The 26,031-nt window shown below is 71.2% G+C and carries 23 protein-coding genes and 3 tRNA genes; 17 read left to right on the top strand and 9 right to left on the bottom strand.

What is annotated here, in order from left to right; all coding sequences use genetic code 11:
* The first annotated feature begins 42 nt into the window (after positions 1 to 42).
* Together GC092_RS03050 and GC092_RS03055 are read left to right on the top strand one after the other, a co-directional pair.
* Positions 43 to 1,665 carry an ABC transporter permease subunit gene (locus tag GC092_RS03050; RefSeq protein ID WP_324014053.1) on the top strand — a complete coding sequence of 541 codons (1,623 nt, stop codon included), beginning with the start codon at positions 43 to 45 and terminating at the stop codon, positions 1,663 to 1,665.
* Entirely contained in the window at positions 1,662 to 2,582 is a 921-nt protein-coding gene (locus GC092_RS03055) for a sugar ABC transporter permease (protein WP_156243004.1), read from the top strand. The genes GC092_RS03050 and GC092_RS03055 overlap by 4 nt, the downstream gene beginning before the upstream one ends.
* A gap of 248 nt (positions 2,583 to 2,830) precedes the next feature.
* Here GC092_RS03055 and GC092_RS03060 read toward each other — a convergent pair whose 3' ends face one another.
* On the bottom strand, positions 2,831 to 4,426 hold the full coding sequence (locus GC092_RS03060; protein WP_324014056.1) for a DEAD/DEAH box helicase: 1,596 nt from the start codon (positions 4,424 to 4,426) through the stop codon (positions 2,831 to 2,833).
* 253 nt (positions 4,427 to 4,679) lie between these two features.
* Between GC092_RS03060 and GC092_RS03065 the strand changes: the two genes are divergently transcribed.
* Positions 4,680 to 5,003 (top strand): hypothetical protein, encoded by a 324-nt coding sequence (locus GC092_RS03065; protein ID WP_324014058.1) that lies wholly within the window; start codon positions 4,680 to 4,682, stop codon positions 5,001 to 5,003.
* A gap of 183 nt (positions 5,004 to 5,186) precedes the next feature.
* Here GC092_RS03065 and GC092_RS03070 read toward each other — a convergent pair whose 3' ends face one another.
* Positions 5,187 to 5,675: a YajQ family cyclic di-GMP-binding protein gene (locus GC092_RS03070; protein WP_271173681.1), complete on the bottom strand. Its 489-nt coding sequence runs from the start codon at positions 5,673 to 5,675 to the stop codon at positions 5,187 to 5,189.
* 81 nt (positions 5,676 to 5,756) lie between these two features.
* On the opposite strand from GC092_RS03070, the gene GC092_RS03075 reads away from it, so the two are divergent.
* From GC092_RS03075 to GC092_RS03085, 3 genes are read left to right on the top strand one after another with little or no spacing between them, the layout of a single operon-like run.
* Complete coding sequence (locus GC092_RS03075) at positions 5,757 to 6,248, top strand: FBP domain-containing protein (RefSeq protein WP_271173680.1); 492 nt, start codon at positions 5,757 to 5,759, stop codon at positions 6,246 to 6,248.
* 28 nt (positions 6,249 to 6,276) lie between these two features.
* Positions 6,277 to 6,669, top strand: coding sequence for a DoxX family protein (locus tag GC092_RS03080; RefSeq protein ID WP_282979508.1), 393 nt, complete (start codon positions 6,277 to 6,279; stop codon positions 6,667 to 6,669).
* 39 nt (positions 6,670 to 6,708) lie between these two features.
* Entirely contained in the window at positions 6,709 to 7,932 is a 1,224-nt protein-coding gene (locus tag GC092_RS03085) for a PQQ-dependent sugar dehydrogenase (RefSeq protein WP_324014060.1), read from the top strand.
* 1 nt (position 7,933) lies between these two features.
* Here the strand turns inward: GC092_RS03085 and GC092_RS03090 are convergent, their stop codons facing one another.
* Entirely contained in the window at positions 7,934 to 8,473 is a 540-nt protein-coding gene (locus tag GC092_RS03090; RefSeq protein ID WP_324014061.1) for a TetR/AcrR family transcriptional regulator, read from the bottom strand.
* A 53-nt stretch (positions 8,474 to 8,526) separates the two neighbouring features.
* Here GC092_RS03090 and GC092_RS03095 point away from each other — a divergent pair, with 53 nt between their 5' ends.
* Entirely contained in the window at positions 8,527 to 9,417 is an 891-nt protein-coding gene (locus GC092_RS03095) for an alpha/beta fold hydrolase (RefSeq protein WP_324014062.1), read from the top strand.
* Between the two features lie 79 nt (positions 9,418 to 9,496).
* Here GC092_RS03095 and GC092_RS03100 read toward each other — a convergent pair whose 3' ends face one another.
* Complete coding sequence (locus GC092_RS03100; protein ID WP_324014063.1) at positions 9,497 to 10,537, bottom strand: NAD(P)-dependent alcohol dehydrogenase; 1,041 nt, start codon at positions 10,535 to 10,537, stop codon at positions 9,497 to 9,499.
* A 216-nt stretch (positions 10,538 to 10,753) separates the two neighbouring features.
* On the opposite strand from GC092_RS03100, the gene GC092_RS03105 reads away from it, so the two are divergent.
* Positions 10,754 to 11,932 (top strand): MarP family serine protease, encoded by a 1,179-nt coding sequence (locus GC092_RS03105; RefSeq protein ID WP_324014064.1) that lies wholly within the window; start codon positions 10,754 to 10,756, stop codon positions 11,930 to 11,932.
* Between the two features lie 50 nt (positions 11,933 to 11,982).
* Here GC092_RS03105 and GC092_RS03110 read toward each other — a convergent pair.
* Positions 11,983 to 12,064 (bottom strand) — tRNA-Tyr (locus GC092_RS03110).
* 201 nt (positions 12,065 to 12,265) lie between these two features.
* Between GC092_RS03110 and GC092_RS03115 the strand changes: the two genes are divergently transcribed.
* From GC092_RS03115 to GC092_RS03135, 5 genes are all read left to right on the top strand, one after another.
* A complete protein-coding gene (locus GC092_RS03115; RefSeq protein ID WP_324014065.1) occupies positions 12,266 to 13,237 on the top strand; it encodes a hypothetical protein in 972 nt (323 codons plus the stop codon).
* Between the two features lie 79 nt (positions 13,238 to 13,316).
* Positions 13,317 to 14,108 carry an inositol monophosphatase family protein gene (locus tag GC092_RS03120; protein WP_324014066.1) on the top strand — a complete coding sequence of 264 codons (792 nt, stop codon included), beginning with the start codon at positions 13,317 to 13,319 and terminating at the stop codon, positions 14,106 to 14,108.
* Between the two features lie 365 nt (positions 14,109 to 14,473).
* A complete protein-coding gene (locus GC092_RS03125; protein ID WP_324014067.1) occupies positions 14,474 to 15,547 on the top strand; it encodes a M23 family metallopeptidase in 1,074 nt (357 codons plus the stop codon).
* 80 nt (positions 15,548 to 15,627) lie between these two features.
* Positions 15,628 to 15,699, top strand: a tRNA-Thr gene (locus GC092_RS03130).
* A 23-nt stretch (positions 15,700 to 15,722) separates the two neighbouring features.
* Positions 15,723 to 15,796, top strand: a tRNA-Met gene (locus GC092_RS03135).
* Between the two features lie 314 nt (positions 15,797 to 16,110).
* Here the strand turns inward: GC092_RS03135 and GC092_RS03140 are convergent.
* From GC092_RS03140 to GC092_RS03155, 4 genes are all read right to left on the bottom strand, one after another.
* On the bottom strand, positions 16,111 to 17,517 hold the full coding sequence (locus GC092_RS03140; RefSeq protein ID WP_324014068.1) for a ricin-type beta-trefoil lectin domain protein: 1,407 nt from the start codon (positions 17,515 to 17,517) through the stop codon (positions 16,111 to 16,113).
* A gap of 272 nt (positions 17,518 to 17,789) precedes the next feature.
* Positions 17,790 to 18,995 (bottom strand): low temperature requirement protein A, encoded by a 1,206-nt coding sequence (locus tag GC092_RS03145; protein ID WP_324014069.1) that lies wholly within the window; start codon positions 18,993 to 18,995, stop codon positions 17,790 to 17,792.
* Positions 18,996 to 19,055: 60 nt separating this feature from the next.
* On the bottom strand, positions 19,056 to 19,235 hold the full coding sequence (locus GC092_RS03150) for a hypothetical protein (protein ID WP_271173669.1): 180 nt from the start codon (positions 19,233 to 19,235) through the stop codon (positions 19,056 to 19,058).
* Positions 19,236 to 19,262: 27 nt separating this feature from the next.
* The gene (locus GC092_RS03155) at positions 19,263 to 20,765 is read right to left on the bottom strand and encodes a PucR family transcriptional regulator (RefSeq protein WP_324014070.1); all 1,503 of its coding nucleotides are present in this window, start codon (positions 20,763 to 20,765) and stop codon (positions 19,263 to 19,265) included.
* Positions 20,766 to 20,849: 84 nt separating this feature from the next.
* On the opposite strand from GC092_RS03155, the gene gabT reads away from it, so the two are divergent.
* Genes gabT through GC092_RS03175 form a run of 4 tightly spaced genes read left to right on the top strand, consistent with a single transcriptional unit; the run spans position 20,850 to position 26,011 of the window.
* A complete protein-coding gene (gene gabT / locus GC092_RS03160; RefSeq protein WP_324014071.1) occupies positions 20,850 to 22,202 on the top strand; it encodes a 4-aminobutyrate--2-oxoglutarate transaminase in 1,353 nt (450 codons plus the stop codon).
* 26 nt (positions 22,203 to 22,228) lie between these two features.
* Entirely contained in the window at positions 22,229 to 23,587 is a 1,359-nt protein-coding gene (locus GC092_RS03165; RefSeq protein ID WP_271173666.1) for a flavin monoamine oxidase family protein, read from the top strand.
* Positions 23,584 to 24,459: a universal stress protein gene (locus GC092_RS03170; RefSeq protein WP_324014072.1), complete on the top strand. Its 876-nt coding sequence runs from the start codon at positions 23,584 to 23,586 to the stop codon at positions 24,457 to 24,459. Before GC092_RS03165 ends, GC092_RS03170 begins: the two co-directional genes overlap by 4 nt.
* Positions 24,460 to 24,463: 4 nt before the next feature.
* Positions 24,464 to 26,011 (top strand): APC family permease, encoded by a 1,548-nt coding sequence (locus tag GC092_RS03175; protein ID WP_324014073.1) that lies wholly within the window; start codon positions 24,464 to 24,466, stop codon positions 26,009 to 26,011.
* Positions 26,012 to 26,031: the final 20 nt, after the last annotated feature.

Below are 26,031 nucleotides of genomic sequence, written 5' to 3' on the forward strand. Positions count from 1 at the left end.
TGGCGACCGGCCGCTGACCCCACGAGACAGCGATAGGAACCCATGACCGACACCCTCTCCGGCGCCGAGACGGCGACCGAAGACCCGAAGCCCACGGCGCGCCAGCGGCGCGCGCGGTCGATCGCCGACCAGGCCGGCGGCGGACTGGCCTCCGTGATCGTGAAGATCGCGGCCCTCGCGATCGTCGACGCGATCGCCGTCTACGCGGCTCTCGTGCTGTTCGGCCACGAGCAGTGGATCGTCCTCGCGGCGGTCGTGCTCGTGGCGGGAATCGTCAACTGGGTCTACTTCTCCCGCCGCGCGCTCGCGGCGAAGTACCTCGCGCCCGGCCTCATCTTCCTGTGCCTGTTCCAGGTCTTCGTGCTCGTGTACACGGGCTACGTCGCCTTCACGAACTACGGCACGGGCCACAACGGCTCGAAGGAGCAGGCCGTCGCCTCGCTCATGGCCTCGGCCCTCGAGCGCGTGCCCGACTCCGCGAGCTACCCGATCACGGTGGTCGAGGCCGGAGGCGAGATCGGCCTCCTCGTCACCACGCCCGACGGCGAGGCCCTCCTGGGGACCGCCGAGCAGCCCCTCGCGCCGGTCGACGCCGGCTTCGACGGCGACAAGGCCGTGTCGGCGCCCGGCTGGACGACGCTGCAGTTCGCCGACGTGCTCGAGCGCACCGACCAGATCACCGAGCTCGCCGTGCCGTTCTCGGACGACCCGAACGACGGCGCCCTCCGCACCCCCGACGGGACGAGCGCGTACCTCTACACCTCGACGCTCGAGTACGACGAGGCGGCCGGCACGCTCACCGACCTCCGCAGCGGCACCGTCTACTCCGACCTCGGCACCGGCGCGTTCACGGCGCCCGACGGCACCGAGATCCTTCCCGGGTGGCAGGTCACGGTCGGCTTCGACAACTTCATCCGCGCCGTCACGGACGCGCGCCTCGCGAGCCCGCTCGTCTACGTCACGATCTGGACGTTCGCGTTCGCGCTCATCTCGGTCGCGTCGACGTTCTTCCTCGGCCTCTTCCTCGCGATCGCGTTCAACAACGCGCGCATGCGGGGGCGCCGCACCTACCGCGTGCTCATGATCCTCCCGTATGCGGTGCCGTCGTTCCTGTCGGCACTCGTGTGGGCCGGCATGATGAACCAGAGCTTCGGGTTCCTCAACGAGGTGATCTTCGGCGGCGCCGACATCCCGTGGCTGACCGACCCCGTGCTCGCGAAGGTGTCGGTGCTCATCGTGAACCTCTGGCTCGGCTTCCCCTACATGTTCCTCGTGTGCACGGGAGCGCTGCAGGCCATCCCCGAGGAGCTCCAGGAGGCCGCGACCGTCGACGGCGCGAAGCCGTGGGCCGTGTTCCGGCTCATCAAGCTGCCGCTCCTGCTCGTGAGCGTGGCGCCTCTGCTCATCGCGTCGTTCGCGTTCAACTTCAACAACTTCAACATCGTCTACATGCTCACGAACGGCGGTCCGCGCGACAGCGAGGCGCCGATCCCGGTCGGCCACACCGACCTGCTGATCTCGATGGTCTACAAGGTCGCCTTCACGGGGCAGACCCGCGACTACGGGCTCGCGAGCGCGTACTCGATCATCATCTTCATCATCGTGGCGGTCATCTCCGTGATCGCGTTCCGCCGCACCAAGTCCCTCGAGGAGCTGAACGGATGACCGCCTCACTCGACACCGTCGCCATCACCGGCGGCAGCCGCGGCGCGTACGCGCCCCGCCGGCGCGGCTTCGGGCGCTGGTTCGCCGACACGGGATGGCGCCACCTCGTCGGCGTCGTCATGGTCGCGTTCTCGCTCCTGCCGATCGTCTTCGTCATCTCGAGCTCGCTGAACCCGAACGGCACCCTCACCGGCTCGAACGCGCTCTTCTCGAAGATCGGCATCGACAGCTACGTGCGGATCCTGAGCGACCCGAAGGTGCCGTTCGTGGCCTGGTTCGGCAACACGCTCATCATCGCGGGCATCACCGCCGTCGCGACCGTGTTCCTGGGCGGGCTCGCGGCGTACGCGTTCTCGCGCATGCGGTTCGCGGGCCGCCGGTTCGGGCTCATCGCGATCGTCGTCGTGCAGATGTTCCCGCAGCTGCTCGCCGTCGTCGCGATCTTCCTCCTCATGAGCGCGATCAGCGACTGGTTCCCCGCGATCGGCCTGAACACCCGCATCGGCCTCATCCTCGTCTACCTGGGCGGCGCGCTCGGCGTGAACACCTACCTCATGTACGGGTTCTTCAACACGATCCCGCAGTCGATCGACGAGGCCGCGAAGATCGACGGCGCAGGGCATGCGCGCGTGTTCTTCACGATCATCCTGCCGCTCGTGGCGCCCATCCTCGCGGTCGTCGCGCTGCTGTCGTTCATCGCCTCCGTGAACGAGTACGTGGTCGCGTCGGTGCTGCTCATCGACACCGACGTGCAGACGCTCGCGGTCGGCCTCACGAAGCTCGTGTCGAACCCGCGCTACGCCGACTGGAGCGCGTTCTCGGCGGGCGCCGTGATCGCGGCGCTGCCCGTCGTGGCGCTGTTTCTCTTCCTCCAGAAGTACATCGTCGGAGGGCTGACGGCGGGCGCCGTGAAGTAGGCCGCACCGCTCGTCGAGGGGCTCGCGCTGGGGCGCGGGCCCCTCGACGTGTCTGCGGTCCCGCGCCTGGAGCAGCCCTGCGGGGCACATTGCAGGAGTTCCTTCGGGGTGCGGATGGCTGCGCCCCGGATTCCTGCAGGCCGCGGTGCGCGCGGGGCCGGGATCTCCTGCGTTCTGTCCCGCATCGGGAGGGAACGACAGAGCCCCGGCCATCCGAGAGCGGATGGCCGGGGCTCTGTCGACGGGGATCAGCCCTGGGTCGACTGCGCGGGAGCCGAGACGCGGCGCGGCTGCCGGCGGCGCGGCGGGCGCGACGGGGCGCTCTCGGCGCCCGCGGCGTGCGTGCGGGGAGCGGTGTCGCCCGACGACGTCGAGTACATCGGCTGCGAGCCGCCCTGCGCGCGCCCGCGGCCGCCCTGACCGCGCGCCGCGCCGCCGTTGCGACCGCCGCCGCCGTTGCGACCAGCCGATGCACCGCCGCGGCCGCCCGCGCGCTCGGCCGGCTGCTGGCCGCCCTGACCCTCGCGGGCCGCGCGCTTGCGACGGGCGTTCGCCCCCTGGGACGTGCCGGGAGCCGACGGCGCGGGAGCGTTGCCCGAGCCCGGGCCGCCGGGGACCGGTGCGACGCGCGGAGCGACCTCGCCGACGAGGGCCGTGACGGCCGCGCTCTCGGGCGTGACGCGCTGCGGCTGCGCGGCGATGCCCGCCTTGCGCAGCAGCTGCTTGGTGTCCTGGCGCTGCGAGGGCAGCATGACCGTGACGACGTCGCCGGCCGAGCCCGCGCGCGCGGTGCGGCCCGAGCGGTGGACGTACGCCTTGTGCTCGGCGGGCGGGTCGACGTGGACCACGAGGTCGACGCCGTCGACGTGCACGCCGCGCGCGGCGACATCCGTCGCGACGAGCACGCGGACGCGGCCCGACGAGAAGTCCGCGAGGTTGCGGTCGCGGGCGTTCTGCGACAGGTTGCCGTGCAGGTCGACCGCGGGGATGCCGCGCGCCGTGAGCTGCTTGGCGAGCTTCTTCGCCTGGTGCTTGGTGCGGGTGAAGAGGATGCGGCGCGCGACGCCCGACGCGAGGGTGCGGACGAGCTCGGTCTTGTCCTCGTCGTCGATCTCGAAGACGTGGTGCGTCATCGCGGGGACCGGCGACTCGGCCGGGTCGATCGAGTGGCGCACCGGGTCCTTGAGGAATCGCGCGACGAGCTTGTCCACGCCGTTGTCGAGCGTCGCGGAGAAGAACATCCGCTGACCGCCGGCAGGCGTCTTCGCGAGGATGCGCGTGACGCCGGGCAGGAAGCCCAGGTCGGCCATGTGGTCGGCCTCGTCGAGCACCGTCACCGCGACGCGGTCGAGGTTGACGATTCCCTGGCTCATGAGGTCCTCGAGGCGGCCGGGGCAGGCGACGACGATGTCGACGCCGGCGCGGAACGCAGCCTCCTGCGGCTTCTGCGAGACCCCGCCGAACACGACGGCGACCGTGAGGCCGGAGGCCTTCGCGAGCGGCGTGACGACGCGTGCGATCTGGGTCGCGAGCTCGCGGGTCGGGGCGAGCACGAGGCCCGACGGGCGCCCGGCGATGCGCTTCGGCTTCGCGGCCGACAGGCGCGCGACGAGCGGGATGGCGAACGCGAGCGTCTTGCCCGAGCCGGTCTTGCCGCGGCCGAGCACGTCGCGGCCGGCGAGGGTGGAGGGCAGCGTCTCGCGCTGGATGGGGAAGGGGGTCGGGCGGTCCTCGGCGACGAGCACCTCGATGAGGTGCGCGGGGACGCCGAGGTCGGCGAAGGTGGTCTCGGGCTGCGTGGTCGCAGTGGTCACAGATGACTGCTTTCGAGAAGGGGCCGTCATGCAGGGGAACACGCTGATCGCGGGGCACGACGGCAGATGGCGAACTCGGCGGATGCCGGATCCGTTCGCCGCGGCAGGATGTTCGCGAGGCGCGGCGGGGGAGTCCCTCCGCGCGATCAAGACACGACGACGCGCGACACTCGGGTCGCGCAGATCCCGACTCTAGCATCCGGCGCTGAGCGCGGCCTGGGGCACCTCTCCCTGATGTGCGGGCGGCCGCCGCTCGATACTGTGCTTGCAGACAAGTCCGCGGATGAAGGGGGACGCGATGTACAGCGACGACTACGGATGGATGGCCGGGCTCGGCGTGGGGATGATGATCCTGGGGCTCGTCATCTACCTCGGGATCCTGGCGCTCATGCTGTGGGTGGGGTACCTGATCATGCGGACGGCCGTGAAGAACGGCATCCTGCGCGCGGACGAGGAGCGCGCGGCGCGCGGGCTCGCGCCGCGACCCGGTGCGCCGTATCCGCCGCAGCAGGGATACGCGGGGCCGCAGCACCCCGGCTCGCCGGGATCGGGACCGTCCTACCCGGGCGGCACGGCGAACCCGCCGTCCACGCCGCTCCGGGACTGAGACGCGATCGGCCCGGCGCCTTCGAGGCGCCGGGCCGATCCGCATTCCCGCGCGTATCCCCCGGAGCGGAGGCGGTGCTCCCCAGAAGCCCCGCCCCCGCAGGGGCCCGACCTGCGTCGGAACCCCCGTCGATGAGACCGCCGAGCGGCCCATCTATGACGCGACTTCAGGAACCCCTCAGGTTTAGCGGTAGTTGATGAACTGGAGGTCGATGTCGAGGTCGGCGGCCTTCAGGAGACGGATGACCTCCTGCAGGTCGTCGCGGCTCTTCGACGACACGCGCAGCTCGTCGCCCTGGATCTGCGACTTCACGCCCTTGGGGCCCTCGTCGCGGATGATCTTGCCGATCTTCTTCGCGTTCTCCTGCGAGATCCCCTCCTTGAGCGTGGAGGTGATGCGGTACTCCTTGCCGCTCGCGACGGGGTCGCCCGACTCGAGGCTCTTGAGCGAGATGCCGCGCTTGATGAGCTTGGACTGGAAGACGTCGAGCACGGCCTTCGCACGGTCCTCGCTGTCCGCCTTGATGAGGATGGCCTCGCCGCTCCACTCGATGGAGGCGCCGGTGCCCTTGAAGTCGTAGCGCTGCTCGACCTCCTTGCGTGCCTGGTTGAGCGCGTTGTCCGCCTCCTGGCGGTCGATCTTGGAGACGATGTCGAATGAGCTGTCGGCCATGTCGAAAAGCCTACCCACCCGATCCCGGGCGGCGCGGGGCTTCGTAGAATGGCCCGCGAGAACACGGCGAGGAGGATGGCCATGCGCCCGCTGACAGAGAAGGATGTCCTCGAGTCGTTCGTGAACGCGGACGACCGTGAGCTCGAGCTCGTCGAGCTTCCCCACGACTTCCCGCTCACCGAGTGGGATCACCTCGACTTCCTCGCCTGGCGTGATCCGCATACCCACAGCCGCGGGTACATCGTCGCCGAGATCGACGGCGAGCCGACCGGCGTCGTGCTGCGGGCGGCCTCGACGACCTCGGGCGCGCGGCACGGCATCTGCAACATCTGCCGCACGATGCAGCCCGGCAACCAGGTGACCATGTTCACGGCGCGCAAGGCGGGCCGTGCGGGGCAGAAGGGCGACAGCGTCGGCACGTACATCTGCGCCGACCTCTCGTGCCACGAGAACGTGCGTCTCGCCCTGCCGCTCGCCCCGAACGAGTACCGCGCGAGCGTCGACATGAAGATCGACGGCACGGCGCGGCGCTCGCGGGCGTTCGTCGAGCGGGTTCTGGAGGAAGCGGCCTGACGTCCGCTGGCGCGCCTAGACTCGCCGCATGAGCACGCCCGTCCGCACGATCGGCCGCCTCCTCCTCGGCTCGGCGCTCGCGTTCGCGGGCGTCGCGCACCTCACCGTCGCGCGGGAGGAGTTCCGCGCACAGGTGCCCGACTTCGTGCCGCTCGACCCCGACACGACGGTCGTGGCCTCGGGCGTCGTCGAGGTCGGCCTCGGAGCCGCGCTGCTCTTCGCCCGCCGTCGACGCCGCCGGGTCGGCACGCTCGCGGCACTCTTCTTCGTCGCCGTCTTCCCGGGCAACATCGCGCAGTGGCGGCATCGCCGGAGCGCGTTCGGACTCGACACCGACGGCAAGCGCTTCGCGCGCCTCTTCTTCCAGCCGCTTCTCGTCGCCCTCGCGCTGTGGTCGATGCGGACGCCGCGCGTGCGCTGAGCAGGAGACGCGCGAGCGAGGCCGACGATGAGCGAGCGGATGGCCAGGGCGCCTGAGGCGCGCAGGGGCCGGCTGCCGGCGCGCAGGGTCGTCGCCGGAGTGGCGATCGCCGTCACGGCCGTCGCGCTCGCCGCATGCGGGCCCTCGTCGCCTCCGACCGGGGACGGACCGACGGCGCCGGCGAGCTCCGCACCGACCGCGCCATCGCCATCCGCGCCCTCGGGCTCCGGATCGCCCTCGCCATCCGCGCCCTTGGACTCCGAATCGCCGTCACGCGCGCCATCCGCGGAGCCCTCGCCGCAGCCATCCGCCCTCGTGCTCGATGAGCGCCGCGTGGTCGCCGAGGGACTCGACGCGCCCTGGTCGGTCGCGTTCCTGGGCGCGACGGCGCTCGTGAGCGAGCGCGACAGCGGGCGCATCCTCGAGCTCGACGGCGAGGGCGGCGTGCGCGAGGTCGGCGTCATCCCCGGGGTCCGCGCGGGAGGCGAGGGCGGTCTCCTCGGCATCGCGGTGCACGACGGGCTGCTGTACGCCTACTTCACCGCGGCGGGGGAGAACCGCATCGAGCGCTTTCCGCTCGACGGCGACCCGCTCGCCCTAGGGTCGGGCGAGACGGTGCTCGCGGGGATCCCCGCCGCAGGCAACCACAACGGCGGCCGCATCGCCTTCGGGCCCGACGGCATGCTCTATGCGACGGCGGGCGACGCGGGCGATCGGTCGAGCGCGCGCGACCCGGCAGCGCTGTCCGGCAAGATCCTCAGGATGACGCCCGATGGCGGCGTGCCGGCCGACAACCCGTACCCCGGATCGCTCGTCTACAGCCTCGGGCATCGGAACCCGCAGGGCATCGCGTGGGCGCAGGACGGCACGATGTACGCGAGCGAGTTCGGCCAGGACACGTGGGACGAGCTCAACGTCATCGAGCCGGGCGGAGACTACGGATGGCCCGACGTCGAGGGCGCGGTCGGGCGCGCGGGCCTGATCGACCCCGTGCAGCAGTGGGCGCCGGCCGACGCGAGCCCGAGCGGCATCGCGATCGCGGGCGACACCCTCTATATCGCCAACCTGCGGGGCGAGCGCCTGCGCGAGGTTCCGCTGGCCGACCCGGCGTCCTCGATCGAGCACCTCGTCGCCGAGGAGGGGCGCCTGCGCGACGTCGTGGTGACGCCCGACGGAGAGCTGTGGGTGCTGACGAACAACACCGACGGCCGCGGCGAGCCGCGCCCGGAGGACGACCGGATCCTCGGGTTCGCCCTGCGCTGATTCAGTCCGCGAGCGCTCCGCGGATCGCCACCGCGATCGCCGGCCGCGGGTCGCTCGTGTCGCCGCGGGCGATGCGGTGCAGGATCAGTCCCTCGCACACGCTCATCACGGCGGCCGCCGACGCGTCGGGATCGGGTGCGCCCAGCCGGGCGACCGCATCGGACACGACCGCGACATAGCGCTCGCGCGACGACGACAGCTTCGCGCTGAGCTCGGGGTCGTGCGACGCCTCGAGGAAGAGCGCGTGGCGGGCGATGGTGTGGGTTCGTCGGGGGCCCGTGATGAACTCGACCATTCCGGCGAGGGCATCGACGAAGGCGTCGGGGTCGCCGGGCAGGGGCTCGGCGGTGTCGAGCTCGGACGCGACGATGCCGTCGACGACGCCCGCGAGAAGCGCCTCCCGCGTGCGGAAGTAGTTCGACGTGCTGCCCTCGGGCAGGCCCGCCCGCCGATCCACCCTCCGATGCGTGAAGGAGCGCATCCCCTCCTCACCGAGGAGGGCGATCGCCGCCTCGACGACGAGTTCTCGCGTGCGTGCCATCGCGCTCCAGGGTAGTCATGGTGCTGTTACTACGATCGTAGTAACATGCGGCCATGAGCGCTCTCGAACTGCGCATGCCGGACCTGGCCGACGTGACGCATCGCATGGTCCAGGTGCACGAGCACGGCGACGCGCTCGCGCTGCACGTCGCGGAGGCGGGTGCCGGCGTGCCGGTGCTCCTCCTGCACGGCTCGCCCCAGCACTGGTGGGAGTACCGCCGTGTGATCCCCGAGCTGGCCGCCGATCATCGCGTGATCGCGGCCGATCTGAGGGGAGCGGGATGGTCGGACGCTCCCGATCACGGGTACGACGAGGCCCAGCAGACGGCGGACGTCCTCGCTCTGCTCGACGCGCTCGGCATCGACCGCGCGCATCTCGTCGTCCACGACTACTCCGCGTTCCTCGGCTGGCGTCTCGCGTTCGACCATCCGGATCGGCTCGCGAGCCTCACGGCGCTCGGGAGCCCGCATCCGTGGAGCGGGATCACGCCGAGGATGGCGCTCCAGCTGTGGCGGGCCTGGTTCCAGCAGGTGATCATCTCGCCGTTCGGGCCCCGGCTGATCGCGGGCGGGCGGCAGCGGCTCGTGCGCTACATGATCGAGGGGTACGCGCCCGGCCTCGGCGGGTGCGACGTCGACGACCTCGAATGCTTCCTCGCGCCGCTGCGCGACCCCGTCCATGCACGGGCACTCGCGCGCACGTATCGCAGCCTCGTGCTCCCGGGGATGATGACGATGGCAGCGCTGGGAAGAGGGCGCCGTCTGACGGTGCCGACGCGCATCCTCCTCGGCGCTCGCGACCCGATCATGCGCGCCGCCCGCACCGACGATGTCGGAGATCGCGCCGACGACCTCGTGGCCATCTGGGTCAAGGACGCCGCGCACTACATCGCGAGCGAGCGCCCCGACGCGGTCGTGGCGGCGGTGCGCGAGCTCACGCGCTGACGACCATCCCCATCCGCAGAAGGCGCCCCTCCCGGTGTCGCGGCCGCGACCATCCGGAACGGGCGCCTTCCGCCCTGACCTACAGCGTCGAGCTGTCGATGACGAAGCGGTACCGCACCTCACTCGAGAGCACGCGCTCGTACGCCTCGTTGATCTGCTCGGCCGGGATCAGCTCGATCTCGGGCGCGATGCCGTGCTCGGCGCAGAAGTCGAGCATCTCCTGGGTCTCCGCGATCGAGCCGATGCTCGATCCCGCGAACGAGCGGCGGTTGCCGAACAGCGTGAAGACGTGCAGAGCGAGGGGCTCGGGCGGTGCGCCGACGTTGACCATCGTGCCGTCGAGACGGAGCAGCGAGAGGTAGCGGTCGAGGTCGAGCGGCGCGCTGACGGTGTTGACGATGAGATCGAACCGGTTGCGCAGCTCGGCGAAGGTCGCGGGGTCGGCGGTCGCGAAGTGATCCGTCGCCCCGTAGCGCAGGGCGTCATCCTTCTTGTCGAGGGTGCGCGAGAGCACCGTCACCTCGGCGCCCATTGCGGCGGCGATCTTGACGGCCATGTGGCCGAGACCGCCCATGCCGACGACCGCGACGCGCTTGCCGGGGCCCGCATTCCAGTGGGCGAGCGGCGAGTAGGTCGTGATGCCCGCGCACAGCAGCGGCGCTGCCGCCTCGTACGGGATGGCCTCGGGCACCTTCAGGACGAAGTCCTCGTCGACGACGACGTGCGTCGAGTACCCGCCCTGCGTGATCGTGCCGTCGCGGTCGACCGACGCGTACGTCTGCGTGTTGCCGGCGAGGCAGTAGTTCTCCATGCCGGCCTGGCAGTTCTCGCACTCGCGGCACGAGTCGACCATGCAGCCGACCCCGACGCGGTCGCCGACGGCGTGCTTGACGACGTCGGAGCCGACCTCCACGACCTCGCCGACGATCTCGTGGCCGACGACCTGCGGGTAGGTGATCGGCCCCCAGTCGCCGCGGACCGTGTGGATGTCGGAATGGCAGATGCCGGCGTAGCGGATGGCGATGAGGACGTCCTTCGGGCCGACATCCCGTCGTTCGATGGTGGTCGGGACGAGCGGCTCGGTCGCGGATGGCGCCGCGTAGGCGTTGACAGTGAGCATGCGATCTCCTGTGATGCGGTCTGTCGACGCCCGACGGGCGTCGATGGATTCCATCCTCCCGCGGGATCGGGGGCAGAGGGCGCGATGCGGGGGTCCCGGTCCCCGCCTTCCTCGCGGAAGCGCGCGTGCCGCATCGAGCGCGCTCCCGGCCGAGGCAGAGGTGCCGTGCGTAGCCTGAGGGCGACACGCGGGCGACGCGTGGGGGAGGAGGACGACATGCCCTCGGTCGTCGACGTGCTGATCGTCGTGCTGCTCCTCGGCGCGCTCCTGTCGGGACTGCGCGCGGGCTTCTTCGCCGCGCTCGGCGCCCTGTGCGGACTCGTCGCGGCGGGCGTCGCGGCTCCGTGGGTCCTGCCCCTCGTCGCCTCCGCCGTGCCGGATGAGGGATGGCGCGGGCTGGCCGTGATCGGAAGCGCGATCCTCCTGCTCGCGCTCGGCGCGAGCCTCGGGGCCGCGATCGGCGGGGTCATCCGCCGCGGTGCCGACAGACTGCGCCTTCGCGCGCTCGAGCGGCTGCTCGGCGGCGCCCTCGGGCTCGTCGCCGGCACGCTCGCGGTGTCGCTCACCGGAGCGGGGATCGCGTCGGCCGGCATCCCCGTCGTGTCGTCGTCGGTCGCGTCCTCGTCGCTCCTGCGGACCATCGACGCGCTCACTCCTGCTCCGCTGTCCGAGGCCATGGCGCGGCTTCACTCGGCCATCCTCGGAGAGACGGTGCTGCCGACGATCGACGGGCTCCTCGGCGACCTACCCGACGCGGCGGACCCCGGCAACGCGGATCTCGAGAACCCCGCGCTCGCCGCGGCCGCTGAGTCGGTGGCGAGGGTGTCGGGGATGGCCGCGGAGTGCAGCACGAGGCCCAGCGGCACCGGATTCGTCGTCGCGGAGGACCGCATCGTCACGAACGCGCACGTCGTCGCGGGCGTCGAGACGCCCATGGTCGAGCTTCCCGGCGAACCGGCCCGTGACGGCCGGATCGTGTACTTCGATCCGATCGACGACCTCGCGGTGATCGCCGTCGACGTCGAGGCCGCGCCGCTCGCGCTCGACGACAGCGTGCAGGCGGGTGACGCCGGGGCCGTGCAGGGATACCCGTACGGTGGGCCGTTCCGCACCGTCTCGGCCGGCATCGCGGCGAGCGGCCCCGCGCTCATCGAGGACATCTACGGTGAGAGCGCGACCGAGCGGGAGATCTATGCGCTCGAGGCGGAGGTCGCCCCCGGCAATTCCGGCGGCCCGCTGCTCAGCGAGGACGGCACGGTCGCCGGGGTCGTCTTCGCCCGCGACGAGGCGCGTCCGGAGATCGGCTACGCGATGTCGAACGCCGAGCTGCAGCCCGTGCTCGACGCGCTTCCCGGAGCGACCGACACGGTGTCCACCGGGCGCTGCCTGGGCTGACTGGGGGAAACGGCGAAGGCCCCCGCTCTCGCGGGGGCCTTCTCTGTGGGTGGCAAGTGAGGGATTCGAACCCCCGAAGCATGACGCGGCTGATTTACAGTCAGCTCCCTTTGGCCGCTCGGGCAACTTGCCAGTGCGCGCCCGCCCGACTTTCACCAGACGACCGGATGCGCGAGTAACGATATTACCCCGTGAGACGGACAAGGTGAAATCGCCGGATGGCAAGCGCCTCTCGGGCGCGTTGCTCACGGTTCGGCGACGGTCGGGGAGGGCGCCCGCCCGCCGTGGAATGATGACGACATCGGAGCGCCGGCTCCGCCGAAGGGGGACCAGATGTCTGCACCGTACCCGCCTCACGATCAGCCGCAGCAGGCTGTCGCGCCGGGCGATCGTCCGATGTCGAAGCTCATCAAGGGCGCCATCTGGATCGCGATCGGCGCGCTCATCGCGGCCGCCCTCATCTGCGTGGTGTGGGTGCTCGTGGGCGACCAGAACGGCATCATCGGCAAGGCGTTCCTCACGGTGCTCCTCCTGGCGGGCTTCGCCGGGGTCGTGCTGCTCGACGCGAACCTCGCGCCGCGGCGTCCGGATTGGTTCGCACTCGCGAGCATGATCTCGTGGGTCGTCGTCTTGCTCGTGGGCGCCGTGAAGATCTGGCTCGACGTGGTGCCCCGCGGGTGGGAGTCCGATGACTACTTCGAGTACGGATACGGTGCGGAGGGGATCGAGCGCTTCTTCCACCTCGTCCTCGTGATCGGCGTGCTCCAGCTCGCGCTGCTGCACCAGCGCCTCTTCTGGCGAGCCCACGAGCGCCACGTGACGACGTTCACGCGGATCATCGCGATCGCGACGACGGTCTTCCTCATCGTGCTCGTCGGGATGCTCGTCTTCTTCTTCACGTTCCCCGACAGCTTCGACTTCGGCGAGCTGTACTGGCGGATCGTCGTGTCCCTCGCCATCCTCGCGGCCGTCGGCACGACGCTCCTGCCGCTGCTCAACGCCCTCTTCGCGCCGCGGAAGCCGCGCCCGATGGGTCCGGCCTCCGCGCAGGGCTACGCGCAGGTCCAGCCGCAGCCGTACGCGCAGCCGCAGGGCCATCCGCAGGCGCAGGCGCAGGGCTACGCCCCTCCCGCGTGGCCGACGTACTACGACGGCGTGACGCCGCTTCCTGTGCTGCCCGACGGATCCCCCGACTGGAACGCGTACTACACCGGGTACCCGACCTATCCGCAGACTCCCGCCGCATCCGGCGAAGCCGAGGTGCCGCCGCGTCCGCCGCTCCCGCCCGTCCCGCCCGTGTCCTGACGGCTCCCCGCTGAAGGCGGGAGCCGCCCGTTCACGGCGCCGTCGCCATCCGGCCAGCGCACGCGGATAGCGTGGAGGGATGACTCTCGAACTCGACCTGCGCGACCTCGCTATCGACATCGCCCGCGAGGCGGGTGAGCTCGCGAAGCGCCGCCGCGATGAGGGCGTGGCCATCGCCGCGAGCAAGTCGACCCTCGCCGACATCGTCACCGAGGCCGACCGCGAGGTCGAGGCGCTCATCCGCTCGCGCCTCGCCGAGGCGCGTCCGGATGACGGGTTCCTGGGGGAGGAGTCGGGCGGTGGCGCCGGCGCCTCCGAGGTGACGTGGGTCGTCGACCCGATCGACGGGACCGTCAACTACGCGTTCGGGCAACCGGCCTATGGAGTGAGCATCGCCGCGGTGACCGGGCCCGCCGACCCGCTCGGATGGCAGGTCATCGCGGGCGCGGTCGCGGCGCCCGCTCTGGGTGAGATGTTCTCCGCCGCGCGCGGGCACGGTGCGTTCTCAGGGGACCGGCGGCTCTCCGTGACGGCGGAGGCGCCCGCGGGCGCGCTCGTCGCGACGGGCTTCGGATACGACCCCGAGACGCATGCGAGCGCTCTCGACGAACTGCGGCGCGTCATGCCCATCGCGCGCGACATCCGCCGTGCGGGGGCGGCCTCCCTGGACCTCGCGTACGTGGCGGCTGGGCGCCTGGACGCCTACTACGAGCGCGGCCTGAAGCCGTGGGACATGGCGGCGGGATCGCTCCTCGTGACCGAGGCCGGCGGGCGACTCGGGTGGTTCGAGACGGACGCCTGGGGGCGCCGGATGATGGTCGCCGCGAGTGCGGCGGTGTACGACCGGCTCGTCGAGGTGCTCGCCAACTGAGGGCGGGACGGGCGTTCTCGTCGATTCGTGCACAGGGTGCCGGGTCGGTTAGATTCGTCCCCAACCTCCCGCCGTGGATGGCGCTCCCAGAGAACATCCGCTACGTTGGTTACCGGATCGTTACTTTCGCAGCCCGATCTTGCGGAGTAACCGATCGCCCCGATCACGTTTCTCGCTGTTCCCCCGCAGCGACCTACGGAAAGCACTCCTCCTTGCCGCTCGACACACCCATGGCTGAAGCTGCGCCCCAGCGCCGCTCGCGTCGCGACCTCCGCGCGACGTCCATGCCAGACCCGCAGGGTGCGACGACGCGTGCTGACGATGTGGAGACGACTCTTCCCGAGCCGCCGCTGACGCGTCGCCGGTTGCGTGAACTCGCCTCGGCCACCCCCGCCCCCGAGATCATCCACGACGGCGACGCCGACTTCGGCGAGGCCCTCAAGGTCGCCGAGCAGGTGGCGAGCTCCGCTCCCGCCACCGGCGCCATCCCCACGGCTGAGGACGACGAGTTCCTCGCCGCCGCGCGTGCCCTCCACTTCACGGGCGAGACGCCCGTCTCCGTCGCTCCCGCCGCGGAGGCTCCCGAGCCTGCGCCGGAGACTCCCGCTCAGGAGGCGCACGTCGCTCCGCGTCGTGGGCTCGCCTTCCGTCGCGTCGCGACCGCCGCGGCGTCGATCGGCGCGATGGGCGTCATCGGCCTCCTCGCCGTCGGCATGACCACGCCGCTCGGCGCCCTCGCGCAGGGCGGCGCCGCCAATGCTGCGGCCACCGTCTCGATCGCGGCAGGCAGCGACGCGCAGGACCTCGAGGATGAGGAGATCCAGGCCTTCGTCGCCTCCTCCGAGGTGCAGAACGCCGATGTCACGCGTGCCCAGGGGTACTCGGCGGAGACGCTCCCGACCCTCGCGTCGGCGGATGGCATCAGCACGGCCGGCGCGTTCTTCACGAACGATGCGTCGGCCGACATCCAGTGGCCGTTCGCGGTCGGCACGAGCATGAGCTCGGGCTACGGGCCGCGCTGGGGCCGCATGCACGAGGGCGTCGACTTCACACCAGGTGACGGCGCTCCCGTCCAGGCGATCGCCGACGGCGTCGTGCGCATCGCGACCGAGTCGGGCGGCGCCTACGGCGTGACCGTCTACATCGACCACGTCATCGACGGCCAGGTCGTCACGAGCCACTATGCGCATATGCAGTACGGCTCGCTGAAGGTGACGCAGGGCCAGCGCGTGGAGACCGGCGACGTCGTCGGCCTCACGGGCAACACCGGCCGCTCCTACGGCGCGCACATGCACTTCGAGATCATCATCAACGGGAAGACCACCGACCCGCTGCCGTGGCTCCAGGAGCATGCGAACACGCGCTACTCGAAGGAAGAGGAGGCCGCTGCGGAGGCCGCTCTCACGGATCTCCTCGGCTCGGAGATCACGGCGGAGTGACCGACGCGCGCGGCGGTCGTCGGTTCGAAGTCGCCGCGCGGAGATGGTATTCTCTTCTGGTTGCCTGCTGAAGGCAGCACGCCCCGATAGCTCAGTGGCAGAGCACTTCCATGGTAAGGAAGGGGTCGTCAGTTCAATCCTGACTCGGGGCTCGCAGCATCCACGGATGCATCGCGGCAGGGTAGCTCAGTTGGTGAGAGCGCACGACTCATAATCGTGAGGTCGCGGGTTCAAGCCCCGCTCCTGCTACAGATCAAGCCCCCGCTTCGGCGGGGGCTTCGTCGTGTCTGGGAGCCCGTCGCGTCGCGAGCGTCGTCCTCTCCGGAGCCTTCGTCGTGCCAGCCCGACGTCGCCGGAACCATCGTCATGCCGGGCCCTCGTCGCTGGAGCCTCTTGTCCCGTGACCTGGTCCAGACCTGCTCGTTCCGGCGACCGACCGGGATCCATGTCTCGCTTCGCGCGGGAATGGCGGGCGGATGGCTGCGGCGAGTGAGACATGCGATGCAACGGCAGCGCCCCGGGACGCAGGGCGTTCCCGGGGCGCTGCCTGCACGCGGATGGCGTCAGCCGCGGCTCCAGCGCTGGGTCGCGCTCGTCGCGTCGCAGGTCTCGAGCGCGAGCGACCACTCCGTCTCCGCGGTCGCGACGCACAGCGTGGGATCGGCAAGGCTCGCGATGGTGCCGTCGGCTCGGAACTCCCAGAGCTGGGTCGCCTCGCCGGAGCAGTCCTCGATCGACAGGCCGCTTCCGACGGCGAGCGAACCGGCCACATCGACGCACATGTCGCCGTAGACCGTGACCTCGCCCTCGGGCGTCGCGTTGAACGACTGGTTCGCACCGCCGTTGCAGTTCCACAGGCCCAGCATCGTCCCGGGTGTGGACGAGGCGCCGGGCACGTCGATGCAGACGCCGTGCTGCTCGCTCACGATCGGCTCGCCGGGAGGGGCGGGCGGGAGGTCGTTGAGCTGCTCGTCCTTCAGCAGGCCCCAGCCCCACTGGAGCTGGGCGAGCCCGGACTCGTTCGTCACCTCGAGGTCGCCGTCGCCGACGAGCTCGGTGAGCGTGTACGAGTCGTTCGTGCGCAGGCCCGGCCAGTAGACGACGCCCATTCCCTGGTCGCGGGTCACCTCCGTGAGCGCGCCGAGGTACGACGTGGATACGTCGCCCGTGTGGTTGCCGTAGTTCAGCCCCGTCGTCATCGGCGAGCCGGCCTCGCTCACGAGCGTGCGCCATCCGTACTCGCCGATCCGCGGCAGCAGGTTCTGCTTCCACTCCTCCTCGGTCGTGTGATCCGCCCAGAAGCCGTAGAAGTGCAGCGACAGGAGCGTGCCCTCGAGCTCCTCGGCCGCACCGACGCCGGTGACGTCGTCGTTGTAGCCCGTTCCCGAGACGATCACGCGCGAGCGGGGCACGTCGGAGTGCTGCTCCAGCCAGTCGACGTTCAGATCGACCCACTCGTCGAGCGAGTAGCCGAACGGCTCGTTCATCACCTCGAAGTACACGTGCGGGTTGCGCTCGTACGTGTCGACGACCGTGTCCCACATCTCAGCGAACGCAGCCGGGTCGTCGGCTCGGCCGTCCTTGGCGTTGTCGGCCTCCCAGTAGCTGAGGATGACGTCGAAGCCGTGGCGGGTGGCCGCGTCGATCGCGCCGCGGTACGAGTCCCACCATTCCGTTCCGACGCTGGACGGGTTGATCGGCAGACGCACGGTGTTCGCGCGCAGCTCGTGTCGGAACTCCGAGACGATGTCCGACGCTTTCTCATACGTGGTCCGGTAGTCGTCCGCAGTGCTGAGTCCGGATGGCACGACCTCGTCGTCCGCGTAGTTGTCGCGAGGGTCGGCCCAGTTGACGCCGCGGAACTCGTTCGTCCCCTTGGGTCCGCTCGTCGGGGCGGCGGTCGCGCTGGCGGCGACGCCTCCGGTCAGCAGCAGGCCGACCGCTACCGCGATCCCGAGTGCTCTCTTCATCGATCAGTACTCCATTCCGGCGCAGCGTCGCGCCATGGGTGACAGCGGATGGCGCGCAATGGTTGCGCAAACATCCGCCGCGGACAGCGTAGCCGACGATCGCGGATCTGTCGCGGTCGGGGCGGGTTGCCGGGCGAGTGTGCCGGTTGGCGCCGACGGGGCAGGCAGGGGCGCGGCTTTCGGCGCAGGATCGACACCCGGCGCGGGCGGCAGCGCCTCGGCGCCGGGCGCGACGCTCGGTGAGGCGGGCGCCGGGGCGGAAGGCGCCCGGGTCAGCCGCCTGCGCGTCGACCGCGCCGCACGCGCTCGATCGTCTCACCCGCGGCGACCGCGACCAGCACGGCGGTGACGACCACCGTGGTTGTCAGCGCGCTCGCGAAGAGCCCGAAGACCCACACGCCGGCCATGGCGACCGCTCCTGCGAGCTGAGCCCTGGGCATCCGCCCTTCGAGCAGCCTGCGGAAGACGACCGTCCCGACAAGGAAGAGGAACGGGCCGGTCGTGGTCGTGAGCGCGCTGACCGCACCGTGCTCGTGTGGATGCGAGAGCGCCTGCTTGTCGCCGACCGACAGCATCACGATGCCGCCGACGATGAGCAGGTGCACCCAGGTGTAGACGATGCGGGCGAGGCGCCCGGGAGCATCCGACTCCTCGATCGCCTCGGCTCCCACCCGCTCGCCGTGATCGAAGTAGATCCACCAGGTCGCGGCAGCCGTGACGAATGCGCAGGCCATCGCGATCACGCTCTCCGGCGATGACTCCTTCGCGACGAAGGCGAAGCCGGTGACGAGAAGGCCTTCGCCGATCGCGATGAGCACGAAGAGAGACGTGCGCTCGGCGATGTGCGCGCCGGAGAGGTCCCAGCGCTCGAGGGAGACGCCGCCCCATCCCGGTACGCGGAATCCCAGAACGGTGCCGACGAGCTCGAGGCCGAGGGCGGCGATCCACAGGGGCAGCTGCGCGGGCAGCGGGAGGAGGGCGCCGACGATCCACAGCGCGGACCCCGCCGCGGTCCAGATGAGGATGCACGTGAAGTCGTGCGCGATCCGACGGTCATGCCGCATCGTCGCCCACACGATGAAGGCCGTGCGGCCCAGCTGCAGGGCGACATACGCGACGGCGAAGGTCCAGGCGCGGTCGCCGAATGACTCCTTGGTGGCCACGGCCATGAGCAGGGCGAGGAATGCGAGGGCGATCACCGCGACGCGCACGGGGAGCTTCGCCGGGTCGAGCGTGTTCGTCACCCACGTCGTCGAGACCCAGGTCCACCACACGGCGCAGAGCAGGATGGCGCCCTCGAGAGCGCCGAGGAGCTCTCGGTGATCGAAGAGGTATCTCGAGAGCTGGGTGAGCGCGAAGACGAACACGAGGTCGAAGAAGAGCTCGACGTGCGTCACGCGGTCGGCCCCGCTCGATCTCAGCACGTTCCGCGGAAGGCCGAGACGGGCGATCCCGGAGGGGAGGCGTTGGGGGCGCATGACGACAGCATCCCGCACCGCGGGGACCCGGTGAAGCGGCGCCCTCGAGCGCGCCTCGTCTCAGTCGCCGCGCGAGCCCAGGTGCTCGATGAGCCGCAGGACGAGCGTGATGAGCCCGGCGAGCCCGACGAGCGCGAGCACGGCGCCGAGCAGGCGCGGCGGACCGCCCGCTGCGACGACGAGCGCGATGCCGACCGCGAGCAGGACGAGCGAGAGCGCGGCCAGGCGCGTGGTCGACATCCGCCTCAGCATCCCGCCACCCTAGCGTCAGCGCGCCGCGAGCAGCGCGACCCAGATCTCGGCGCGCGCCGCGAACGACTGGAGGTCGCGCTCGAGCAGCCGCTCGGCGAGGCGGATGCGGGTGCGCACGGTGTGACGGTGCACGCCGAGCGCGCGGGCGGCGTCGTCGTAGCGCGCATCGTGCAGGAGCCAGATCCGCAGCGTGTCGAGGATGGCGGTGCCGTGCACGTCGTCATGCCGCACGATGGGGGACAGGACCGTGCGCGCCACGTTCGCGGCCTCGGGGGAGAGGGTGCTCAGCACTCCGGCGGATGCGACATCGGCGAAGCGCGTGACGCCCTCGCCTCGGTCGCGCGCGATGCGCGCCTCGTCGAGCGACGCCGCGAAGGACGCGAGCGGCCCCGGCTCCGACACCCCGACCGCGACGTCGAAGCGCTCGGCCAGCTCGTCGAGCGCGAGAGGGGCATCCGCCGTGTGGACGAGAGCGATCCCACCCTCGGGGTCGCTCCCGAAGAAGAAGCTCCCCTGCTCGCGGCCCGCGCGCAGCTCGAGGAACGCGGCGAGGGCATCCGGTGCTTCATCGGTGACCGCGACGACGACCGGGTCGGTCGGCAGTCCGCCCCACGCGGCGTCGCCGATCTCGCCCGCGAGCGCGGTGTCGCCCGTCAGGAGCGCCCGCACGACGCCAGCGCGGAGCGTGCCGCGGGCACGCGCGAGGGCCTCGTTCTGCTCGAGCGCGAACCCCGTCATCGCGACGACCGCCGTGACGACGCTGCGGGCCTCCTCGTCGAGCGCCTCGGCCCCGATGACGAGCACGCCTCGCAGCGTGCCGCCCGGTCCGAGCGTCTGGAGCGTGAACGAGCGACCGCCGACGCGGATCACCGCGGCAGCGCTCGCCCCGCGCGCGAGCATCGTCTCGCACTCCTGCTGCACACGCTCGGCCAGCGCGGGCTCGAGCGGCGCAGACGCGCGCACGGGGGCCGCCGCGGAGTCGAACAGTCCCGCCCACGCGCCCAGCTGCCGGGAGAGCTCGGAGATCGCCGAGCCGAGGCCATCCCGCCGCAGGGCGGCGAGGGCGACCGCCCGCTGCGCCGACAGCGCCCAGGTGCGCCGAGCGTATGCTCCCGCGGCGATCGCCTCGGCGACCGCGCGCGCGACCGCGATGAAGGGCGTGCGGTAGGGCACCTCGAACAGCGGCACGCCGTGCGCCTCGCACGCGGCCGAGAGCGCTTCGGGGATGCCGGTGCGGGCGACCTCGGTGCCGAAGCCGAGTGCGACGACGCCGCGATGCGCGAGCCGGCGGACGTACTCCTCGTACTGCGCGGCGTCGTCTCCGGAGAACTGCGTCCCGGTCGTGAGGAGCACCATCTCCTCCGCGAGGAAGGGCGTCGGGTCCGCCAGATCCGAGCTGTGCACCCAGCGGATGGGCTGCTCGAGCGCTCCGTGCGACGCGGACGCGAGGCGCAGGGCGAGGTCGCCGCGCGAGAGCAGGGCGCGGAGCGTGGGGGCGGATGGTGCGGGCTGAGACATCGTGTACAGAGCGTATAGCGAATGCATCGATTCTGTACCGCACGGCGAATGCAGCGACTTCGGGCCCGGTCGTACGCTCGCGGCATGACCACCTCTACCCTCGCCACCGCTGTGGGCGGCCCGGCCCTGCCTCAGGAGCGCCGCCTCGTCACCTCGATCCCCGGCCCGCGCTCGCAGGAGCTGCTCGCGCGCAAGGCCGATGCGGTCGCCGCGGGCGTCGGCCACACCGCGCCCATCTCGGCCGTCGCGGCCGGCGGCGGCGTCGTCGTCGACGCCGACGGCAACTCGCTCATCGATCTCGGCTCCGGCATCGCCGTGACGACGGTGGGCAACGCGCACCCCAAGGTCGTCGAGGCCGTGCAGGCCCAGGTCGCCGCCTTCACGCACACCTGCTTCATGGTCTCGCCGTACGAGTCGTACGTCGCCGTCGCCGAGGCGCTCAACCGCCTCACCCCGGGCGACCACGCGAAGAAGTCCGCGCTGTTCAACTCCGGCGCCGAGGCCGTCGAGAACGCGGTCAAGATCGCGCGCAAGCACACGGGGCGCCAGGCCGTCGTCGCGTTCGACCACGGCTACCACGGCCGCACGAACCTCACGATGGCGCTCACCGCGAAGTCGATGCCCTACAAGAGCGGCTTCGGCCCGTTCGCGCCCGAGGTGTACCGCGCCCCGCTGTCGTACCCGTACCGCGACGGCCTGTCCGGCACCGAGGCGGCGAAGCGCGCGATCTCGCAGATCGAGAAGCAGATCGGCGCCGACAACCTCGCCGCCGTCATCATCGAGCCCATCCAGGGCGAGGGCGGCTTCATCGTCCCGGCCGACGGATTCCTCCCCGCGATCGTCGACTGGTGCCGCTCGAACGGCGTCGTCTTCATCGCCGACGAGGTGCAGACCGGCTTCGGCCGCACGGGCGCGATGTTCGCGAGCGAGCACTTCGGCATCGTCCCCGACCTCATCACGACCGCCAAGGGCATCGCGGCCGGCCTGCCGCTGGCCGCCGTCACGGGACGCGCCGAGATCATGGACGCCTCGCACGCGGGCGGCCTCGGCGGCACCTACGGCGGCAACCCCATCGCGTGCGCGGCCGCGCTCGCGGCGATCGATGTGTTCGAGAACGACGACCTCATCTCCCGCGCACGGGAGATCGGCGACCTCATCAAGGGCCGCTTCACCGAGCTGCAGGCGGGCGACGCGCGCATCGGCGACGTCCGCGGCCTGGGCGCGATGATCGCGGTCGAGTTCGTGAACGCCGAGACGGGCGAGCCCGACGCGGCGCTCACCGCCGCGGTGGCGAAGGCGGCCATCGCGCAGGGCGTCATCGTCCTGACCTGCGGAACCTACGGCAACGTCATCCGGTTCCTGCCCCCGCTCTCGATCGACGACGCGCTGCTCGCCGAGGGTCTCGGCGTCGTCGCCGACGCGCTGGCCGCGGCCTGACGGACGACCGGAAGAAGGAGAACGACATGACGGAGATCACACGCGACGTCGTCATCGTGGGCGCGGGAGCGGCCGGCACGACGGCGGCGAACGAGCTGAAGAAGGCCGGTCTGTCGGTCGCCGTGCTCGAGGCGCGCGACCGCGTCGGCGGCCGGCTGTGGACCGACGTCGTCGACGGGGCGATGCTCGAGATCGGCGGCCAGTGGGTGTCGCCCGACCAGGACGCGCTCAAGGAGACGATCGCCGAGCTCGGTCTCGAGACCTACAGCCGCTATCGCGAGGGCGAGAGCGTCTACGTCGACGCCGACGGCAAGCTCACCCGCTTCACGGGCGAGATCTTCCCCGTCGCGCCCGAGACCGAGAAGGTCATGGTCGAGCTCATCGAGAAGCTCGACCGCCTGACGGCCGAGATCGACCCCGCGCGCCCGTGGGAGCACCCCGACGCCGAGGCGCTCGACACGATCTCGTTCGAGGGCTGGCTCGCGCGCGAGACCGACGACCAGGAGGCGCGCGACAACATCGCGCTCTTCATCGCGGGCGCGATGCTCACCAAGCCCGCCCACGCGTTCTCGGCTCTGCAGGCCCTGCACATGGCGGCGAGCGCCGGGAGCTTCTCGAACCTCGTCGACGCCGACTTCATCCTCGACAAGCGCGTGGTGGGCGGCCTGCAGCAGGTGCCGCAGCTGCTCGCCGAGCGCCTCGGCGACGACGTGCACCTGAACGCGCCCGTCCGCACGCTCCGGTGGGGCGCCGACGGCGTGATCGCGGAGGCCGACGGCATCACCGTCCGCGCCAAGTACGCGATCCTCGCGCACGCGCCGGTCCTGTACGACCGCATCTCGTTCGTGCCCGCGCTGCCGCGCCGCCAGCACCAGCTGCACCAGCACCTGTCGATGGGCTTCGTCATCAAGGTGCACGCCGTCTACGACCGGCCGTTCTGGCGCGAGCAGGGGCTCTCGGCGACCGCCTTCAGCCCGTACGAGCTGTGCCACGAGGCGTACGACAACACCAACCACGGCGACGAGCGCGGCACCCTCGTGGGCTTCGTGTCCGACAAGAACGCCGACGGCGTGTTCGAGCTCTCGGCCGAGGAGCGCAAGGAGCGCATCCTCGAGTCGATCTCGCACTACTACGGCCCCGAGGCGAAGAACCCCGTCGTGTACTACGAGAGCGACTGGGGCTCCGAGGAGTGGACGCGCGGCGCGTACGCCGCGAGCTTCGACCTCGGCGGCCTGCACCGCTACGGCAAGGACCAGTCGGCGCCCGTCGGCCCGATCCACTTCGCCTGCAGCGACCTCGCGGGCCTCGGCTACCAGCACGTGGACGGCGCGATCCGCATGGGCCGCCTCGCCGCCGCCGACATCATCGAGCGGTCCCGCTCATGACCGCGGCGCTGGTCGTCGGCTACACCGCCACCCCCGCGGGCGCGGATGCCGTCGCGCTCGCGGGCCGTCTCGCCGCCGCGACCGGCGCGAGCGTCGAGATCGTCATGGTGCTGCCGGCCGAGGGCCGCAACGCCCTGACGCCGCCCGACGCGTCCTACGACGAGTACGTCCGCGCGCAGGCGCGCGAGTGGCTGCGCGACGCGGCCGCCTCGCTCCCCGAAGGCCTCGACCACCGTGCGCACGTGCGCACGGCCGAGTCCTTCGGGGAGGGCCTCCTCGCCGCCGCGCGCGAGTTCCGCGCGTCGCACATCGTCGTCGGCGCTGCCGACGGCGGCCTCCGCGGCCGCCACCGCCTCGGGTCCGTGGCGAACGAGCTGCTGCACTCGTCCGACATCCCCGTCGTCCTCGCGCCGGCGGGCTCCGTCGACGTGACGGCGCCGCTCGACCGCGTGACGGTGGCGATCGGCACGCGCCCGGGCGCCGACGTCCTCCTCGAGGATGCCGCAGCGCTCGCCGCGGCCGCGCGCGTGCCCCTGCGTCTCGTCTCGCTCGTCACCGTGGACCTCCCCGCGGGCGTGCAGACGTCCGCCATCCGCGTCGTCGGCGCCTCGCACGCCGACACCGTTCTCGAGGCCGCGCGCGCTGAGCTCCCGGCCGATGTGCCCGTCGACGTCGTCGTCGCCGAGGGCGACTCGATCGAGGATGCCGTCACCCGCCTCGCATGGGAGCCGGGCGAGGTCGTGTTCGTCGGCTCGAGCCGTCTCGCACGCCCCCGCTTCCTGTTCCTCGGCTCGACCGCGGCGAAGATGCTGCACGAGCTGCCCGTCCCGATGATCGTCGTCTCGCGCACCCGCGCGCCTGAAGAATCCTGAGCGCATGAGCCAGAACCCGCACACCGTCGTGTCTGATCCCGTCACCACCGGCATCTCGAGCAAGGGCCTGAGCGCCGGCACGCTCGGGCTGATCGGCGCTGTCGTCCTCGGTGTCTCCACCGTGGCGCCCGCCTACACGTTCACGGCCGCGATCGGCCCGACCGCGTCCGAGGTCGGCACGCAGGTGCCCGCGATCATCATCGTGGGCTTCATCCCGATGCTCCTCGTCGCCTTCGGCTACCGCGAGCTCAACCGCGTCATGCCCGACTCGGGCACCTCGTTCACGTGGGCGACGCGCGCCTTCGGGCCCTGGATCGGCTGGATGGCCGGGTGGGGCCTGATCGCTGCGACCATCCTCGTCCTGTCGAACCTCGCGGGCATCGCGGTCGACTTCCTCTTCCTCCTGATCAGCCAGATCACGGGCAACGCCGAGATCGCGGAGCTGACGCGGAACCCGTTCATCAACGTGGGCGTCTGCCTCCTGTTCGTGCTCGCGGCGACGTGGGTGTCGTACCGCGACCTGCAGACGTCGCAGCGCCTCCAGTACGTGCTCGTGGGCTTCCAGGTCGTCGTGCTCGTGGTGTTCGCGATCACGGCGATCACGCGCGCCGCGTCGGGTGACGCGTTCGACCCGACGCCGTTCGACCCGAACTGGTTCAATCCGTTCGCCGTCCCGTCGTTCAGCGCGGCCGTCGCCGGCCTGTCGCTGTCGATCTTCATCTTCTGGGGATGGGACCTCGTCCTCACGATGAACGAGGAGACGAAGAACCCCGAGAAGACCCCGGGCCGCGCCGCCACCGTCGTCGTGCTCGTGGTCGTGTTCCTGTACCTCATCCTCGGCATCGGCATGGTGATGTTCGCGGGCGTCGGCGACGGCGAGCTCGGCCTCGGCAACCCCGACATCCAGGAGAACGTGTTCTTCGCGCTGTCGAACCCGATCATGGGCTCGCTGGGCTTCCTCGTCTCGCTCGCGGTGCTCACGAGCTCGGCGTCGTCGCTGCAGGCCACGTTCGCGTCGCCCACCCGCACGATGCTCGCCATGGGCCACTACGGAGCGCTCCCGAAGAAGTTCGGCTCCGTGCACCCGCGGTTCTTCAGTCCCGGGTACTCGACGATCGTCGCGGCGATCGTGACGAGCGTGTTCTACGCGGTCATGCGCTTCGTGAGCGAGAACACCCTGTGGGACACGATCCTCGCGCTCGGCATGCTCATCTGCTTCTACTACGGGCTGACCGCCTTCGCGTGCGTCTGGTACTTCCGCCGGCAGTGGTTCGACTCCGTGCGCAACGTCTTCTTCATGCTGCTGTTCCCGCTCGTCGGCGGGATCATCCTGGCCATCCTCTTCGTGGCGACCCTCATCGACACGATGGACCCGGCCTACGGAAGCGGCTCTCAGATCGGCGGCATCGGCCTCGTCTTCATCCTCGGCATCGCCGTCATCGTCATCGGCATCGCGCTGATGCTGTGGCAGGCGGCGCGCGAGCCCGCGTTCTTCCGCGGCAGCGTGCTGACCATGGACGCGCCGCCCAGCCTCCGCGGCACCCGCCGCTGAACCGACCTCACCGACCATCC

Source organism: Microbacterium sp. JZ37 (assembly GCF_035188445.1).
GTDB lineage: Bacteria > Actinomycetota > Actinomycetes > Actinomycetales > Microbacteriaceae > Microbacterium > Microbacterium barkeri.

Excerpts from the sequence above, each read along its gene's own strand:
- GC092_RS03080 (WP_282979508.1), top strand. The coding sequence starts at position 6,277 with ATGAGCACGCCCGTCCGCACGATCGGCCGCCTCCTCCTCGGCTCGGCG.
- GC092_RS03100 (WP_324014063.1), bottom strand. The coding sequence starts at position 10,537 with ATGCTCACTGTCAACGCCTACGCGGCGCCATCCGCGACCGAGCCGCTC.
- GC092_RS03075 (WP_271173680.1), top strand. The coding sequence starts at position 5,757 with ATGCGCCCGCTGACAGAGAAGGATGTCCTCGAGTCGTTCGTGAACGCG.
- GC092_RS03085 (WP_324014060.1), top strand. The coding sequence starts at position 6,709 with ATGGCCAGGGCGCCTGAGGCGCGCAGGGGCCGGCTGCCGGCGCGCAGG.
- GC092_RS03060 (WP_324014056.1), bottom strand. The coding sequence starts at position 4,426 with ATGACGGCCCCTTCTCGAAAGCAGTCATCTGTGACCACTGCGACCACG.
- GC092_RS03175 (WP_324014073.1), top strand. The coding sequence starts at position 24,464 with ATGAGCCAGAACCCGCACACCGTCGTGTCTGATCCCGTCACCACCGGC.
- GC092_RS03120 (WP_324014066.1), top strand. The coding sequence starts at position 13,317 with ATGACTCTCGAACTCGACCTGCGCGACCTCGCTATCGACATCGCCCGC.
- GC092_RS03105 (WP_324014064.1), top strand. The coding sequence starts at position 10,754 with ATGCCCTCGGTCGTCGACGTGCTGATCGTCGTGCTGCTCCTCGGCGCG.
- GC092_RS03170 (WP_324014072.1), top strand. The coding sequence starts at position 23,584 with ATGACCGCGGCGCTGGTCGTCGGCTACACCGCCACCCCCGCGGGCGCG.
- GC092_RS03095 (WP_324014062.1), top strand. The coding sequence starts at position 8,527 with ATGAGCGCTCTCGAACTGCGCATGCCGGACCTGGCCGACGTGACGCAT.
- gabT (WP_324014071.1), top strand. The coding sequence starts at position 20,850 with ATGACCACCTCTACCCTCGCCACCGCTGTGGGCGGCCCGGCCCTGCCT.
- GC092_RS03115 (WP_324014065.1), top strand. The coding sequence starts at position 12,266 with ATGTCTGCACCGTACCCGCCTCACGATCAGCCGCAGCAGGCTGTCGCG.
- GC092_RS03165 (WP_271173666.1), top strand. The coding sequence starts at position 22,229 with ATGACGGAGATCACACGCGACGTCGTCATCGTGGGCGCGGGAGCGGCC.
- GC092_RS03150 (WP_271173669.1), bottom strand. The coding sequence starts at position 19,235 with ATGTCGACCACGCGCCTGGCCGCGCTCTCGCTCGTCCTGCTCGCGGTC.
- GC092_RS03065 (WP_324014058.1), top strand. The coding sequence starts at position 4,680 with ATGAAGGGGGACGCGATGTACAGCGACGACTACGGATGGATGGCCGGG.
- GC092_RS03050 (WP_324014053.1), top strand. The coding sequence starts at position 43 with ATGACCGACACCCTCTCCGGCGCCGAGACGGCGACCGAAGACCCGAAG.
- GC092_RS03070 (WP_271173681.1), bottom strand. The coding sequence starts at position 5,675 with ATGGCCGACAGCTCATTCGACATCGTCTCCAAGATCGACCGCCAGGAG.
- GC092_RS03145 (WP_324014069.1), bottom strand. The coding sequence starts at position 18,995 with ATGCGCCCCCAACGCCTCCCCTCCGGGATCGCCCGTCTCGGCCTTCCG.
- GC092_RS03155 (WP_324014070.1), bottom strand. The coding sequence starts at position 20,765 with ATGTCTCAGCCCGCACCATCCGCCCCCACGCTCCGCGCCCTGCTCTCG.
- GC092_RS03055 (WP_156243004.1), top strand. The coding sequence starts at position 1,662 with ATGACCGCCTCACTCGACACCGTCGCCATCACCGGCGGCAGCCGCGGC.
- GC092_RS03090 (WP_324014061.1), bottom strand. The coding sequence starts at position 8,473 with ATGGCACGCACGCGAGAACTCGTCGTCGAGGCGGCGATCGCCCTCCTC.
- GC092_RS03140 (WP_324014068.1), bottom strand. The coding sequence starts at position 17,517 with ATGAAGAGAGCACTCGGGATCGCGGTAGCGGTCGGCCTGCTGCTGACC.